Origin of the sequence: Streptomyces griseochromogenes (assembly GCF_001542625.1) — a bacterium.
Classification (GTDB): Bacteria; Actinomycetota; Actinomycetes; order Streptomycetales; family Streptomycetaceae; genus Streptomyces; species Streptomyces griseochromogenes.
Map to the genome: position 1 here is coordinate 2,255,313 of NZ_CP016279.1, position 15,256 is coordinate 2,270,568.

The window sequence follows — 15,256 nt, forward strand, 5'->3', positions numbered from 1 at the left end:
CTGAACGTGTCTGACGAGGACAAGCTTCGTACATACCTGAAGCGGGCCATCGCGGACGCCCAGGATGCCCGCGCCCGGCTGCGTGAAGTGAAGGCGCGGGCGGCGGAGCCGGTGGCGATCGTCGGGATGAGCTGTCGGTTCCCTGGTGGTGCGGGCAGCCCGGAGGCGTTCTGGGAGCTGCTGGCCTCGGGTGGGGATGCGGTGGGCGGCTTCCCGACCGACCGTGGCTGGGACCTGGACGGTCTGTACGACCCTGACCCGGAGCATGCGGGTACCTCTTACACCCAGGCGGGTGCGTTCTTGCAGGACGCGGCGGGTTTCGATGCCGGGTTCTTCGGGATCAGTCCACGTGAGGCCCTTGCCATGGATCCGCAGCAGCGGTTGCTGCTGGAGGTGTCGTGGGAGGCGCTGGAGCGTGCGGGCATCGCCCCCGGAACGTTGCAGGGCAGCCCGACAGGCGTCTTCGCGGGTGGCTTCGCGTCGGGATATGGGCTTGGCGTGGCCCTTGCGGGGCAGGACGCGGCCGGTGTCGAGGGTCATTTGATGACCGGCAACGCGACGAGCGTGCTCTCGGGTCGCGTGTCGTATGCGCTGGGTCTTGAGGGTCCGGCGGTGACGGTGGACACGGCGTGTTCGTCGTCGCTGGTGGCACTGCACCTGGCCGCCCAGGCGCTGCGGTCGGGTGAGTGCACGCTGGCCCTCGCCGGAGGCATCACCGTCATGGCGACGCCGGGCACCTTCATTGACTTCTCCCGGCAGCAGGGGCTGTCGGCGGATGGGCGATGCCGGGCGTTCTCCGCGGACGCCGACGGGACAGGTTGGGCCGAGGGCGCCGGTGTCCTGGTGCTGGAGCGGCTGTCCGACGCCCGCCGCAATGGGCACCAGGTGTTGGCGGTGGTGCGGGGCACTGCCGTGAACCAGGACGGTGCGTCCAACGGTCTGACCGCGCCGAACGGCCCCTCTCAGCAGCGGGTGATCCGCGCGGCCCTGGTGAACGCCCAGTTGTCGGCGGCTGATGTCGACGTGGTGGAGGCGCACGGTACGGGCACGACGCTGGGTGACCCGATCGAGGCGCAGGCGCTGCTCGCGACCTATGGCCAGGAGCGGTCGGAGGAGCGGCCGTTGTGGCTCGGGTCGGTGAAGTCGAACATCGGTCACACGCAGGCCGCCGCCGGTGTCGCCGGTGTGATGAAGATGGTGCTGGCGCTGCAGAACCAGCAGCTGCCGCAGACGCTGCATGCGCAGGAGCCCTCGCCGCACGTGGACTGGTCGACGGGTGAGGTGCGCTTGCTGTCCGAGTCTGTGCCGTGGCCGGCGGATGGCCGGGTGCGGCGTGCGGGTGTGTCCTCGTTCGGGATCAGCGGTACCAACGCGCACGTCATCGTCGAAGAGGCTCCGTCCGAGGACGCCGAGCCGACGGAAGTGACGGGCGAACCTGCCGACGAGAGCACCGAGAAGGCCGAACCGGCCGACAAGCCCGCGGTGATCGAGGCCGACGGCCCTGGTGCGTGGATGGTGTCGGGCCGATCGGCGGAGGGTTTGACCGCGCAGGTCGGACGTTTGCGGGAGTGGGTGAGTGGGCGGCCGGAGCTGGATCCGGTTGATGTGGGTTGGTCGTTGGCGGTGTCGCGGTCGGTGTTCGAGCACCGGGCTGTGGTGGTGGGCGCCGACCGCGAGCAGTTGATGACCGGCCTGGAGAGGCTGGCCGCTGGAGCGTCTGCGGGTTCGGTGGTGTCGGGGGTTGCGCGTTCGGGTGTGCGGGTGGGTTTGGTGTTCGCGGGTCAGGGCTCGCAGTGGGTGGGGATGGGGCGGGGGCTGTATGAGGGCAGTCCTGTCTTCGCCGAGGTGTTTGATCAGGTGTGTGGGTTGTTGGAGTTGGAGTTGGGGGTGTCGGTTCGGGATGTCGTCCTGGGTGCCGATGGCGTCGACGAAGGCTTGGTGGATCAGACGCTGTATGCGCAGGCTGGTCTGTTCGCGTTCGAGGTGGCGTTGGCGGCTGTGCTGAAGGCGTCCGGTGTCGTGGCGGACGCGGTGGTGGGTCATTCGGTGGGCGAGGTCGCGGCGGCCTATGTGGCGGGCGTGTTGTCGCTTGCGGATGCCAGCCGTCTGGTTGCGGCGCGTGCGCGTTTGATGCAGGCGTTGCCTGCGGGTGGTGCGATGGCGGCGATCGGTGCTTCGGAGGCCGAGGTGGAGCCGGGGCTGACGGAGGGCGTGTCGATCGCGGCGGTCAACGGGCCGGAGTCTGTGGTGGTGTCCGGTGAGGTCGCCGCCGTGGACCAGCTGGTGGAGCACTGGCGGGAGAAGGGCCGTCGGGTTCGGCGGTTGCGCGTGAGCCATGCCTTCCATTCGGCGGCGATGGACCCGGTGCTGGACGAGCTGGGTGAGGTTGCGGCGGGGCTGGAGTACCACCGGCCGCAGCTGGTGTGGGCGGGTGCTCTGACCGGTGAGCTGGTCAGTGAATGCGAGGGTGGGTACTGGCCGGCGCAGACGCGTCAGGCGGTGCGGTTCGCGGACGCGGTGGGTGCGTTGGCGGCGCAGGGTGTGTCGGTGTTCATTGAGGTCGGTCCGGATGGTTCGTTGTCGGCGCTGGGGCCGGATGCCGTTGCCGGTATCGGCAGTGACGAGGGTGTGTTCGTCCCGCTTCAGCGGCGTAAGGAGCGTGACGAGCAGGGTGTGGCGGGCCTGGTTGCGGGTCTGGCGCGGGCGTTCGTCCATGGCGTGACCGTGGACTGGAGTGTGCTGCTACCGGCTGGGAACCGGGTTGAGCTGCCCACGTACGCCTTCCGGCACGAGCGGTTCTGGCCTCAGGGAATCCTGGCGCTGCCCACCCCGGGAACGGCGGGTGGGGATGGCGCTAGCACGGTGGCCGAGACCCAGTTCTGGGCTGCCGTTGAGGGTGGAGACCTGGCCCGGATCGCCGACACGCTGGCGATCGACGACCAGCAGCATCTGAGCCAGGTGCTGCCGGCGCTGGCTTCGTGGCGTCGCCAGGAGCGGGACAAGTCGGTGACCGCGAACTGGCGGTACCGGGCGAGCTGGTCTCCGGTCGGTGAACCGGACCCGGGTTTGCTTACCGGACCGTGGCTGCTGGTCACCACGGCAGGGTCAGCCGACGACGACCTGACACAGAGGTGTGCGCAGGCGCTGGCCGCCCGGGGAGCCGAAGTGGTGGTCGCCGAGGTCTCGGAGGAGGCCGTGGATCGGGCCGGCATGGCTTCGCTCCTCGGTGTGGTGTTGCGGGAGATCGGGCCTGGTGTGGTGGCGGGTGTGGTGTCGTTGTTGGCGTTGGATGAGGTGCCGGTGTCGGCGTATCCGGTGGTGGCTGGGGGTGTGGCCGCGACGTTGGCGTTGGTGCAGGCGTTGGGTGATGTCGGTGTGGGTGCGCCGTTGTGGGTGGCTACGCGTGGGGCGGTATCGGCTGGGCCGGGTGAGGTGTTGGCCAGTCCGGTGCAGGCGCAGGTGTGGGGTCTGGGCCGGGTGGTGGGTCTGGAACTCCCGGATCGTTGGGGTGGGTTGATCGATCTGCCTGTCGTGTTCGATGAGCGTGCCGGGGCGCGGCTGGCGGCCGTGCTGGCGGGTTGTGGTGAGGACGAGGTGGCGATTCGTGCGGCGGGGGTTCTGGGTCGTCGGTTGAGCCGGGCTGGGCAGTCGCGTGTCTCGGCTGAGGGTTGGGTGCCGCGTGGGAGTGTGCTGATTACGGGTGGGACGGGTGCGATTGCCGGGCATGTGGCTGATTGGCTGGCTGGGCGGGGTGCTGGGCGTTTGGTGCTGACCAGCCGGTCCGGGCCTTCTGCTCCTGGCGTTGCGGCCTTGGTGGCTGGGTTGGCTGCTCAGGGTGCGCGGGTTGATGTGGTGGCGTGTGATGTCAGTGAGCGGGTGGATCTGTCCGGTCTGTTGGCCTGGACGGCGGTGGACGGTCCCGCTCTGTCGGCGGTGATGCACACGGCTGGGGTGCTGGATGACGGGGTGGTGGATCGTCTGTCGGCCGAGCGGCTGGCGACGGTGATGGGTCCGAAGGCTGCGAGTGCGGCTTTGCTGGACGAGCTGACCGCAGAGCTGGATCTGGACGCGTTCGTGTTGTTCTCGTCGGCCGCGTCGACGCTGGGCGCTGCGGGTCAGGGCAACTACGCGGCGGCGAATGCCTTCCTGGATGCCCTGGCGGAGAACCGGCGGGCTCGTGGCCTTGCCGGTCTGGCGGTGGCTTGGGGTGCGTGGGCTGGTGGTGGTTTCGCTGAGGCCAGTGAGGCGGTTCGTGCCCGGGTGAGGCGGGGTGCGATGCCGGCGATGGATCCGCAGTTGGCGGTGCGGGCGCTGGGCGAGGCCATCGAGGGTTCCGACGCCGTGTTGACGGTGATGGATGTCGATTGGGCTCAGCTCGCTTCGGCGCATGGTGGGGCCGACTTGCGGGAGATGCCGTTGGTGCGGGATCTGCCCGAGATCCGTGAGCTGTCTGCCGCGGGCGTGAGTACCGAGGGTGTGGTGCGTGGTGAGGGTGAACTGGCGCAGCGGCTGGCCGGGTTGGGGCGGGCCGAGCAGGACCGGTTGTTGACGGATGTGGTGCGGGCCGAGGCGGCCGCGGTGCTGGGGCATGCCTCGGCGGAGGCGGTCCCGGACAAGCGGGCGTTCAAGGACCTCGGCTTCGATTCGCTGACCGCGGTCGAGCTGCGCAACCGCCTGAATGCGGTGACCGGGCTGCGACTGCCCGCCACGCTGGTGTTCGACTACCCGACTCCGGTGGTCCTTGCCGAGTATCTCCGGGGTGAGCTGACCGGTGAGCAGGCGGGTGCCGGCGCGTCGGTGGTCGCCGTGGCGGCTGCGGATGAGCCGTTGGCCATCGTTGGCATGAGCTGTCGGTTCCCTGGTGGTGCGGGCAGCCCGGAGGCGTTCTGGGACCTGCTGGCCTCGGGTGAGGACGCGGTGGGCGGCTTCCCGACCGACCGCGGCTGGGACCTGGACAGCTTGTACGACCCCGACCCGGAACACGGCGGAACGTCGTATGTGCAGCAGGGTGCGTTCTTGGAGGACGTGAGCGGGTTCGATGCCGGCTTCTTCGGGATCAGTCCGCGTGAGGCTCTTGCCATGGATCCGCAGCAGCGGTTGCTGCTGGAGGTGTCGTGGGAGGCGCTGGAGCGGGCCGGAATCGATCCCGGTGCGCTACGGGGCTCGGCCACAGGCGTGTTCGCGGGTGGCTTCGCGTCGGGATATGGCCTCGGCGTGGCCCTTGCGGGGCAGGACGCGGCCGGTGTCGAGGGTCATTTGATGACCGGTAACGCGACGAGCGTGCTCTCCGGTCGGGTGTCGTATGCACTGGGTCTGGAAGGCCCGGCGGTGACCGTGGACACGGCGTGTTCGTCGTCGCTCGTGGCGCTGCACCTGGCCGCTCAGGCGATCCGCTCCGGTGAGTGCTCGCTGGCACTGGCCGGAGGCGTCACGGTGATGGTGTCACCGGGGACGTTCGTCGAGTTTTCCCGGCAGCAGGGGCTGTCGATGGATGGGCGGTGCCGGGCGTTCTCGGCGGACGCCGACGGGACAGGTTGGGCCGAGGGTGCCGGTGTGCTGGTGCTGGAGCGGCTGTCCGAAGCCCAGCGGCTGGGCCACCCGGTGCTTGCGGTCATACGTGGCTCGGCGGTGAACCAGGACGGTGCGTCCAACGGTCTGACCGCCCCCAACGGCCCGTCACAGCAGCGGGTGATCCGGGCGGCCCTGGCGAACGCTCAGCTGTCGGCCGCCGACGTGGACGTGGTGGAGGCGCACGGTACGGGCACGACGCTCGGTGACCCGATCGAGGCGCAGGCGCTGCTCGCGACCTATGGTCAGGAGCGGTCGGAGGAGCGGCCGTTGTGGCTCGGGTCGGTGAAGTCGAACATCGGGCACACGCAGGCCGCCGCCGGTGTCGCCGGTGTGATGAAGATGGTGCTGGCGCTGCAGAACGAGCAGCTGCCGCGGACCCTGCATGCGCAGGAGCCCTCGCCGCACGTGGACTGGTCGGCGGGTGAGGTGCGGCTGCTGTCCGAGTCCGTGGCGTGGCCGGTGAACGGCCGGGTGCGGCGTGCGGGTGTGTCCTCGTTCGGTCTGAGTGGTACCAACGCGCACGTCATCGTCGAGGAAGCTCCCGAGCCTGCCGAGACCGGGGTCTCCGTGGACAGCGGAGCACCGGCGGCCCCCGCGCTGGTGGTGGCCGATGGGCTCGCCGCGTGGATGGTGTCGGGCCAGTCGGCGGACGGGCTGACGGCGCAGGCGGACCGGTTGCGTGAGTGGGTAGCTGCTCGGCCGGAGTTGGAGTCGGCGGATGTGGCGTGGTCGTTGGCGGCGACGCGGTCGGTGTTCGAGCACCGAGCCGTGGTGGTCGGTGCCGACCGTGAGGAACTGGTGGCCGGGCTGGAGAGTCTGGCTGGTGGCGTGCCTGCCGCGTCGGTCGTGTCGGGTGTGGTGCGGTCGGGTGCCCGGGTGGTGTTCGTCTTCCCGGGTCAGGGGTCTCAGTGGCTGGGGATGGGTCGTGAACTGGCTGAGTCCAGTTCGGTGTTCGCGGCTCGTCTGGCTGAGTGTGAGCGGGCGCTGGCCCCGTATGTGGACTGGTCGTTGAGCGATGTTCTTGCAGGCGCGCCGGGTGCTCCGGAGCTGGAGTCGGCGGATGTGGTGCAGCCGGCGCTGTGGGCGGTGATGGTCTCTCTGGCTGCGGTGTGGGAGGCGGCCGGTGTGACCCCGGATGCGTTGGTGGGTCATTCGCAGGGTGAGATCGCGGCGGCGACTGTGGCCGGGATGCTGAGCCTGGAGGACGGCGCGCGGGTGGTCGCGCTGCGCTCGCAGTCGTTGCGGGTGTTGTCTGGTGCCGGCGGCATGATGTCGGTGACCGAACCGGCCGCCCGGGTCGAGGAGCGCCTGGTGCGCTGGGACGGCCGACTGTCGTTGGCCGCGGTCAACGGCCCGGCGGCGGTGGTGGTTTCCGGCGAGCCGATGGCGCTGGAAGAATTGAAGCGGGAGCTGGAGGCCGAGGGCGTACGCGCCCGGATGGTCGCGGTGGACTACGCCTCGCACTCCGCGCAGGTGGAGCAGCTGGAAGCGGAGATCACCTCCGTGCTCGCCATGGTGGCTCCGCGTGCGGGCCGGGTGCCGATGGTCTCGGCGATGACGGGCGAGGTGCTGACCGGCACCGAGCTGGACGCCGGGTACTGGTATCGCAGCCTGCGGGCATCGGTGCAGTTCGACAGGGCGGTACGCACCCTGGCCGGCATGGGCCACCAGGTGTTCATCGAGGTCTCCCCGCACCCGGTGCTGCTCGCGGCGATGACCGAGACGCTGGAAGAGGCCGCGCTGGAGGCAGGTCCCGGCGCACAGGCGGGGATCGTGTCCGGCACGCTGCGCCGCGACGACGGTGGAGCGGCACGTCTGATCACCTCGCTCGCCGAGGCCTTCGTCCACGGTGCTCCCGTCGACTGGACCGCGCTCCTCCCCGCCAGGCAGCGGGTGGAGCTGCCCACGTATGCCTTCCAGCACGAGCGGTACTGGCCCCAGGGAGTGCTGGCCCTGATGACTGCGGGATCTGCTGCAGGGGGCGACGCGGTGTCGCTTGGACTGGGTGCGGTGGGTCATCCGCTGCTGGGTGCGGCGGTTGAACTGGCCGGGGGCGCGGGGTTGGTCTGCACGGGACGGCTGTCCGTGCGTACGCAGCCGTGGCTGGCTGACCATGTCGTAGGCGGCGTGATCCTGCTGCCGGGCACCGGGTTCGTGGAACTGGTTGTCCGAGCGGGTGACCAGGTCGGGTGCGGTCTGCTGGAGGAGCTGACGTTGCAGGCGCCGTTGGTGGTGCCCGCCGACGGTGGCGGGGTGCAGGTCCAGGTCGTGGTGGCGGCGGCCGACGCTGATGGACGGCGCGAGGTCGAGGTCTTCTCCCGTCCGGATGAGCCCGGCACCCAGCAGCCGTGGGTCCAGCATGCCAGCGGTGTGATCGCCCCCGCCGAAGCCGTGCAGGAGGCCGAGGAGGACTTCGCGCTCTGGCCGCCGCGGGATGCGACCGCAGTGGACATCGCGGATGTGTACGCGGTGCATCTGGCCGACGTGTACGGCCCGTCGTTCCATGGACTTCAGGCGGTCTGGCGTCGCGGTGAGGACGTCTTCGCCGAGGTGGCGCTGCCGGAGGGCGTGGCGCAGGAGGCCGGTTCGTTCGGCCTGCACCCGGCGCTGCTGGACGCGGCGCTGCACGCGGCGCTGCTGACGGAGGCGGACGCGGCCGGCGAGGGCCAACTGGGCGAGGTCCGGATGCCGTTCGCGTGGACGGGTGTGGAGCTGCACGCGAGTGGCGCGTCGGTTCTGCGGGCCCGGCTGCGGCGAAGCGCGCAGGGCAGTTTGACGCTGACGGCGGCGGACACCACCGGCGCGCCGGTGGTCTCGGTGGCGTCGCTGGTGAGCCGTCCGGTCTCGGCGGACCAACTGCAAACAACTCATCGCGGTGTGAGCGATGCGCTGTTCAGTGTGGATTGGGTCCCGGTGTCCGAGGCCTCGCTCCCGGCCGGGGACTGGGCGCTGATCGGCACCGATCACTTCGCCCTGGCCGACGCGCTGGACACGGCCGGGGTGCCGGTCCGGGCCTTTGCCGATCTGGCCGAGGTCGCTGTCGCCATCGAGGCGGGGGAGGTCGCCCCGCAGGTGGTGCTCGTCTGTGCGGACACGGAGAACACCGGTGATGCCGCCCTGGCTGCCCAGCGGGCTGCCGGATCGATGCTGGGCCTGGTGCAGGAGTGGCTGGAGGAACAGCGCCTGGAGTCGGCCCAGTTGGTGGTGGTCACCCGAGGTGCGGTGGCCACGGCCGCTGGTGAGGGCGTGACGGACCTGGCGGCAGCGGCCGTATGGGGTCTGCTGCGGTCGGCCCAGTCGGAGAATCCGGGGCGTCTGGTCCTGGCCGATCTGCCCGTCACCGGCGACCACGCGGCCGTACTGCCGACCGTGCTCGGCAGCGGTGAGCCGGAGTTGGCGATCCGCGACCACCACGCCTACGGGCGTCGGCTGACCCGCCCGAAGGGTGACCTGGTCGTACCGGAGCCGGACACCGACGCACCTTCACGCACGGTACTGGTGACCGGTGGGACCGGGACGCTGGGTGGGATGGTGGCCCGGCATCTGGTGGTGACCGGCCGGGCTGGTGGTGTGGTGCTGGTGAGCCGCTCGGGCCCGGGGGCTGCTGGTGTGGCGGCTTTGGCTGGGGAGTTGGCCGGGCTGGGGGCGTGGGTTCGGGTGGTCGTGTGTGATGTGGCCGACCGGGATGCGCTGGCCGGGCTGCTGGGTCAGATCCCGGCCGATTGCCCGCTGGGGTCGGTCTTCCATGCCGCGGGGATCATCGACGACGGTGTGATCGGGGCGCTTACCCCGGAGCGTCTGGCGGCGGTGATGCGGCCGAAGGTGGACGCGGCCTGGTATCTGCATGAGTTGACCCAGGGCTTGGATCTGGAGCATTTCGTTCTGTTCTCGTCGGCGGCGGCGACGTTCGGTGCGCCGGGGCAGGGCAATTATGTGGCGGCGAACGCGTTCCTGGACGCGCTGGCGGCCGAACGACGCTCGGCCGGGCTGGCCGGGACGTCGTTGGCGTGGGGTCCTTGGGTGCATGAGGCGGGGATCGGTCGGGATCTGGGTGAGCGGTTGTTGTCGCGGATCAGTCGGTCGGGGATTGCGGCGTTGGGTGCGGATGAGGGTTTGGTGGTGCTGGATGTGGCGTTGTCTCGTGGTGAGGCGTTGTTGGTTCCGGCTCGTTTGGATTTGGCGGGTTTGCGGGCTCAGGCGGTGCGTAGTGGTGAGGTTCCGCCGTTGTGGCGGGTGTTGGCGGGTGATGTGCCGGTTCGGCGTGTTGTTGCGTCGGGTTCTGGTGTGGGTGTTGGTGGTGCGGGTGAGGGGTTGCGGCGGCGGTTGGTGGGGTTGTCGGGTGTGGAGCGGGATCGGTTGTTGTTGGATGTGGTTCGGGGGAATGTGGCTGCGGTTCTGGGTCATGTGTCGGGGGATGCGATTGAGCCTGGGCGGGCGTTTTCGGATCTGGGTTTTGATTCGTTGATTGCGGTGGAGTTGCGGAACCGGTTGAACGCGGAGACGGGTTTGCGGTTGCCGGCGACGTTGGTGTTCGACTATCCGACGCCGGTGGTGTTGGCGAGGTTGTTGCGGGCGGAGTTGACGGGTGATCTGCCGGTGGATGTGGGTGGGGTGGTGGCTGCGCGTTCGGTGGTGGTTGATGAGCCGGTTGCGATTGTGGGGATGGCGTGTCGGTTCCCGGGTGGTGCGGGTAGTCCGGAGGAGTTGTGGCGGTTGTTGGCTGCGGGGGCGGATGCGATTGGGCCGTTTCCGGTGGATCGTGGTTGGGATATTGAGGGGTTGTATGACCCGGATCCTGAGCATGCGGGGACGTCGTATACGCAGGCGGGTGGGTTTGTTCAGGATGCCAGTGGGTTTGATGCGGGGTTCTTCGGGATCAGTCCGCGTGAGGCGTTGGCGATGGATCCGCAGCAGCGGTTGTTGTTGGAGGTGTGCTGGGAGGCGTTCGAGCGGGCTGGTATTGATCCTGCGAGTCTGCGGGGCAGCCAGACCGGCACCTTCGTAGGCGGATACGCATCCGGGTACGTGGGGATCAGCCTGGAGGGCGAGGGAGAGTTCGAGGGTGCCGAGGGGCACCTGATGACCGGTAACGCGACGAGCATTCTGTCGGGCCGGGTGTCGTATGTGCTGGGTCTTGAGGGTCCGGCGGTGACGGTGGACACGGCGTGCTCGTCGTCGCTGGTGGCCCTGCACCTGGCCGCCCAGGCCCTGCGGTCCGGCGAGTGCTCCCTGGCCCTGGCCGGCGGTATCACGGTCATGGCGACCCCCGATGGGTTCCTGGCGTTCTCCCAGGCGCGCGGCCTGGCGGCGGACGGGCGGTCCAAGGCGTTCTCGGAGCAGGCGGACGGCATGGGCATGGCCGAGGGCGTAGGCATGCTGGTGGTGGAGCGGCTGTCGGACGCCCGCCGCAACGGGCATCCGGTCCTGGCGGTGGTGCGCGGCAGCGCGATCAACCAGGACGGTGCCTCCAACGGTCTGACCGCGCCGAACGGTCCCTCTCAGCAGCGGGTGATCCGCGCGGCCCTGGCCAGCGCCCAGCTGTCGGCCGCCGACGTGGACGCGGTGGAGGCACACGGCACGGGAACCAAGCTCGGTGACCCGATCGAGGCGCAGGCGCTGCTCGCGACCTACGGCCAGGAGCGGTCGGAGGAGCAGCCGCTGTGGCTCGGCTCGGTGAAGTCCAACATCGGGCACACGCAGGCGGCCGCAGGTGTCGCCGGCGTGATGAAGATGGTGCTGGCGCTGCAGAACCAGCAGCTGCCGCAGACGCTCCATGTGGAAGAGCCGTCGTCGCATGTGGACTGGTCGGCGGGTGAGGTGGAGCTGCTGGCCGAGTCCGTGCCGTGGCCGGTGAACGGGCGGGTACGGCGTGCGGGTGTGTCCTCGTTCGGGATCAGCGGCACCAACGCGCACATCATCCTTGAGGAAGCTCCGGCCGTTGAGGCCGCCGAGCTCGACGACGAGGCACCTGAGGCGGGCGGTACCGGGGCACCGGTGGTGTCCGGTGCCGATGCGTGGCTGGTGTCGGGTCGGTCGGCGGACGGACTGGCGGCGCAGGCCGGCCGGTTGCGTGAGTGGGCCGTGGCCCGGCCGGACCTGGACGCGTCGGACGTCGGCTGGTCGCTCGCGGTGTCGCGGTCGGTGTTCGAGCACCGGGCCGTGGTGGTCGGCACCGACCGCGATGAGCTGGTGACCGGCCTGGAGAACCTGGCCCGCGGCGGGTCCGCCGCGTCGGTCGTGTCCGGCGTGGCGCGGTCGGGTGCCCGGGTGGTGTTCGTCTTCCCGGGTCAGGGGTCTCAGTGGCTGGGGATGGGGCGTGAACTGGCTGAGTCCAGTCCGGTGTTCGCGGCTCGTCTGGCTGAGTGTGAGCGGGCGCTGGCCCCGTATGTGGACTGGTCGTTGAGCGATGTTCTTGCAGGCGCGGACGGTGCTCCGGAGCTGGAGTCGGCGGATGTGGTGCAGCCGGCGCTGTGGGCGGTGATGGTCTCTCTGGCTGCGGTGTGGGAAGCCGCCGGTGTGACCCCGGATGCGTTGGTGGGTCACTCGCAGGGTGAGATCGCGGCGGCGACGGTGGCCGGGATGCTCAGCCTGGAGGACGGCGCGAAGGTCGTTGCCCTGCGCTCGCAGTCGTTGCGCGTGCTGTCTGGTGCCGGCGGCATGATGTCGGTGACCGAACCGGCCGCCCGGGTCGAGGAACGCCTCGGCCGCTGGGAGGGCCGTCTGTCGCTGGCGGCGGTCAACGGCCCGGCCGCAGTGGTGGTTTCCGGTGAGCCGATGGCGCTGGAAGAGCTGAAGCGGGAGCTGGAGGCCGAGGGCGTACGCGCCCGGATGGTCGCGGTGGACTACGCCTCGCACTGCGCGCAGGTGGAGCAGCTGGAGAAGGAGATTCTCTCGGTTCTGGCCGGGGTCGCTCCGCGTGCGGGCCGGGTGCCGATGGTCTCGGCGATGACGGGCGAGATGCTGACCGGCACCGAGCTGGACGCCGGCTACTGGTACGGCAGCCTGCGCGCGTCGGTGCAGTTCGATGGCGCCGTGCGGACCCTGGCCGGCATGGGGCACCAGGTGTTCATCGAGGTCTCCCCGCACCCGGTGCTGCTCGGGGCGATCACCGAGACGCTCGAGGAGGCCGCGCTGGAGGCGGGCCCGGGCACGAAGGCGGGGGTGGTGTGCGGCACGCTGCGCCGGGACGACGGCGGAGCGACCCGTCTGATCACCTCGCTCGCCGAGGCGTTCGTGCACGGCGCGGGAGTGGACTGGACGGCCGTGCTGCCCGCCGGACAGCAGGTGGAGCTGCCCACGTACGCCTTCCGGCACGAGCGGTACTGGCCCCAGGGAGCGTCGGCGCTGTTGGCCTCGGGATCGGTCGTGGGCGGCGATGGCGCGAGCACGGTGGCCGAGGCGCAGTTCTGGGCCGCTGTCGAGGGCGGAGACCTGGCGCAGGTCGCCGACACGCTCGCCATCGAGAACGAGCAGTATTTGGGTGAGGTGCTGCCGGCGCTGGCTTCGTGGCGGCGCCGGGAGCAGGACCGCTCCACGACCGCGAACTGGCGCTACCGGGTGGGCTGGGCGCCGGTCGCCGAGCCCGACCCGGGTGTGCTGACGGGCGTATGGCTGCTGGTGACCGCTGCCGGGCAGTCCGAAGACGATCTGACGCGCGGATGCGTGCGGGCGCTGGCCGCCCGAGGCGCCGACGTGGTGATGGTCCAGGTCCCGGCCGATGCCGTGGAGCGGGCTGAGGTGGCGGCGGTCCTCGCTCAGGCGCTGCGGGACAGGGAGCCTGGTGCGGTGGCGGGTGTGCTGTCACTGCTGGCGCTGGACGAGACGTTCGTACAGGAGCATCCGGCGGTGGCCCAGGGCGTGGCCACGACGCTGGGCCTGGTGCAGGCGCTCGGAGACTCGGATGTGGTCGCACCGCTGTGGGCGGCCACCCGCGGAGCGGTGGCGGCCGTGCCGGGTGAGGTGCTGAGCAACCCGGTGCAGGCGCAGGTGTGGGGCCTCGGCCGGGTGGTCGGCCTGGAACACCCGGACCGGTGGGGTGGGTTGATCGATCTGCCCGCCGTACTCGACGAGCGCGCCGGAGCGCGGCTGGCGGCCGTGCTGGCCGGATGCGGCGAGGACGAGGTGGCGATCCGCCAGGCTGGGATTCTGGGTCGTCGGCTGAGCCGGGCTGCGCAGCCGCGTGTCTCCGCCGAGGGCTGGGTGCCGCGTGGGAGTGTGCTGATCACGGGTGGTACGGGTGCGATCGGCGGGCACGTGGCGCGCTGGCTGGCCGGCCGTGGTGCTCAGCGGTTGGTGCTGACCAGCCGGTCCGGAGCCGGTGCTGCGGGTGCTGCGGCGCTGGCGGCCGAGCTGGCCATGGCGGGCGCGCGCGTGGATGTCGTGTCCTGCGATGTCGGTGAGCGGGCGGATCTGTCCGGGTTGCTGGCCTGGACCGGGACGGACGGTCCCGCACTGTCCGCGGTGATGCACACGGCCGGTGTGCTGGACGACGGCGTGGTCGACCGGCTGTCGGCGGAACGACTCGCCACGGTGATGGCGCCCAAGACCGCGAGCGCGGCTCTGCTGGACGAGCTGACCGCGGACCTCGACCTCGACGCATTCGTTCTCTTCTCCTCGGCCGCCTCCACGCTGGGCGCCGCCGGCCAGGGCAACTACGCCGCGGCGAACGCCTTCCTGGACGCCATGGCGGAAAGCAGGCGGGGCCGGGGTCTGGCCGGTCTCGCGGTGGCCTGGGGGCTGTGGGGCGGAGGCGGCCTGGCGGAATCCAACGAAGCCATCCGGGCCCGGATGCGTCGGCTGCCCATGCCCGCCATGGATCCGCAACTGGCGGTGCGAGCGCTGGGTGAGGCACTTGAACAGCCAGACCCGGTGCTGACGGTGATGGATATAGATTGGGCGCAGTTGGCCTCGGTGCCGGGCGCGGCGGATTTGCGCCAGAGGCCTCTGGTGAGGGACCTGCCCGAGGTGCGCCGACTGGCCGCCGCCGGCGGCGGTGCGGGCACCGAGGGTGTGGTGCGGAGTGAGGGTGAACTGGCCCAGCGGCTGGCCGGGTTGGGCCGGGCCGAGCAGGACCGGGTGCTGATCGATGTGGTGCGGGCCGAGGCAGCGGTGGTGTTGGGGCATGCCTCGGCGGAAGCGGTGCAGGACAGTCAGGCCTTCAAGGATCTGGGCTTTGACTCGCTGACCGGGGTCGAGCTGCGTAATCGGTTGAACGCGGCGACGGGGTTGAGGCTGCCGGCCACGCTGGTATTCGACTACCCCACCCCAGTGGTACTTGCCACCTGGCTCCGGACCGAGATCATCCAGGGCGAAACAACGTCGGTGCCGATACTCGATGAGCTGGACCGGCTCGAATCGAGCCTTTCGGGTATGGGTTCCGATCGGAATATGCGTGAAAGCGTCACGAGGCGGCTGCAGACCATCCTGTCGAAGTGGATCGAAGAGCAGGGCGGATCGGAGTCCGAGAGCGAGGCGGTCGAACTCCAGTCGGCAACACCCGACCAGGTGTTTGACTTCCTCGATAAAGAACTTGGATTGAGTTAATCCCCTCGGACTTATTGACGGCAAAGTTAATTAAGGGGTCCCCGTGGAGAACCAAGAAAAACTCTTCGATTACCTTAAGAAGGCTGCAGCCGAGCTTCAGGAGACTCGTAAGCGCCTGCGCAAGCTGGAGTCGGGCGAGCAG

2 pseudogenes are annotated in these 15,256 nt (G+C 70.1%); both read left to right on the forward strand.

The features are described 5' to 3' along the window. Positions 1-33: 33 nt before the first annotated feature. A pseudogene (locus AVL59_RS54015) lies at positions 34-15,114 on the forward strand (type I polyketide synthase); the annotation flags it as partial. A 43-nt stretch (positions 15,115-15,157) separates the two neighbouring features. Then, positions 15,158-15,235 (forward strand): annotated as a pseudogene (locus tag AVL59_RS56820) (polyketide synthase docking domain-containing protein); the annotation flags it as partial. Positions 15,236-15,256 lie beyond the last annotated feature (21 nt).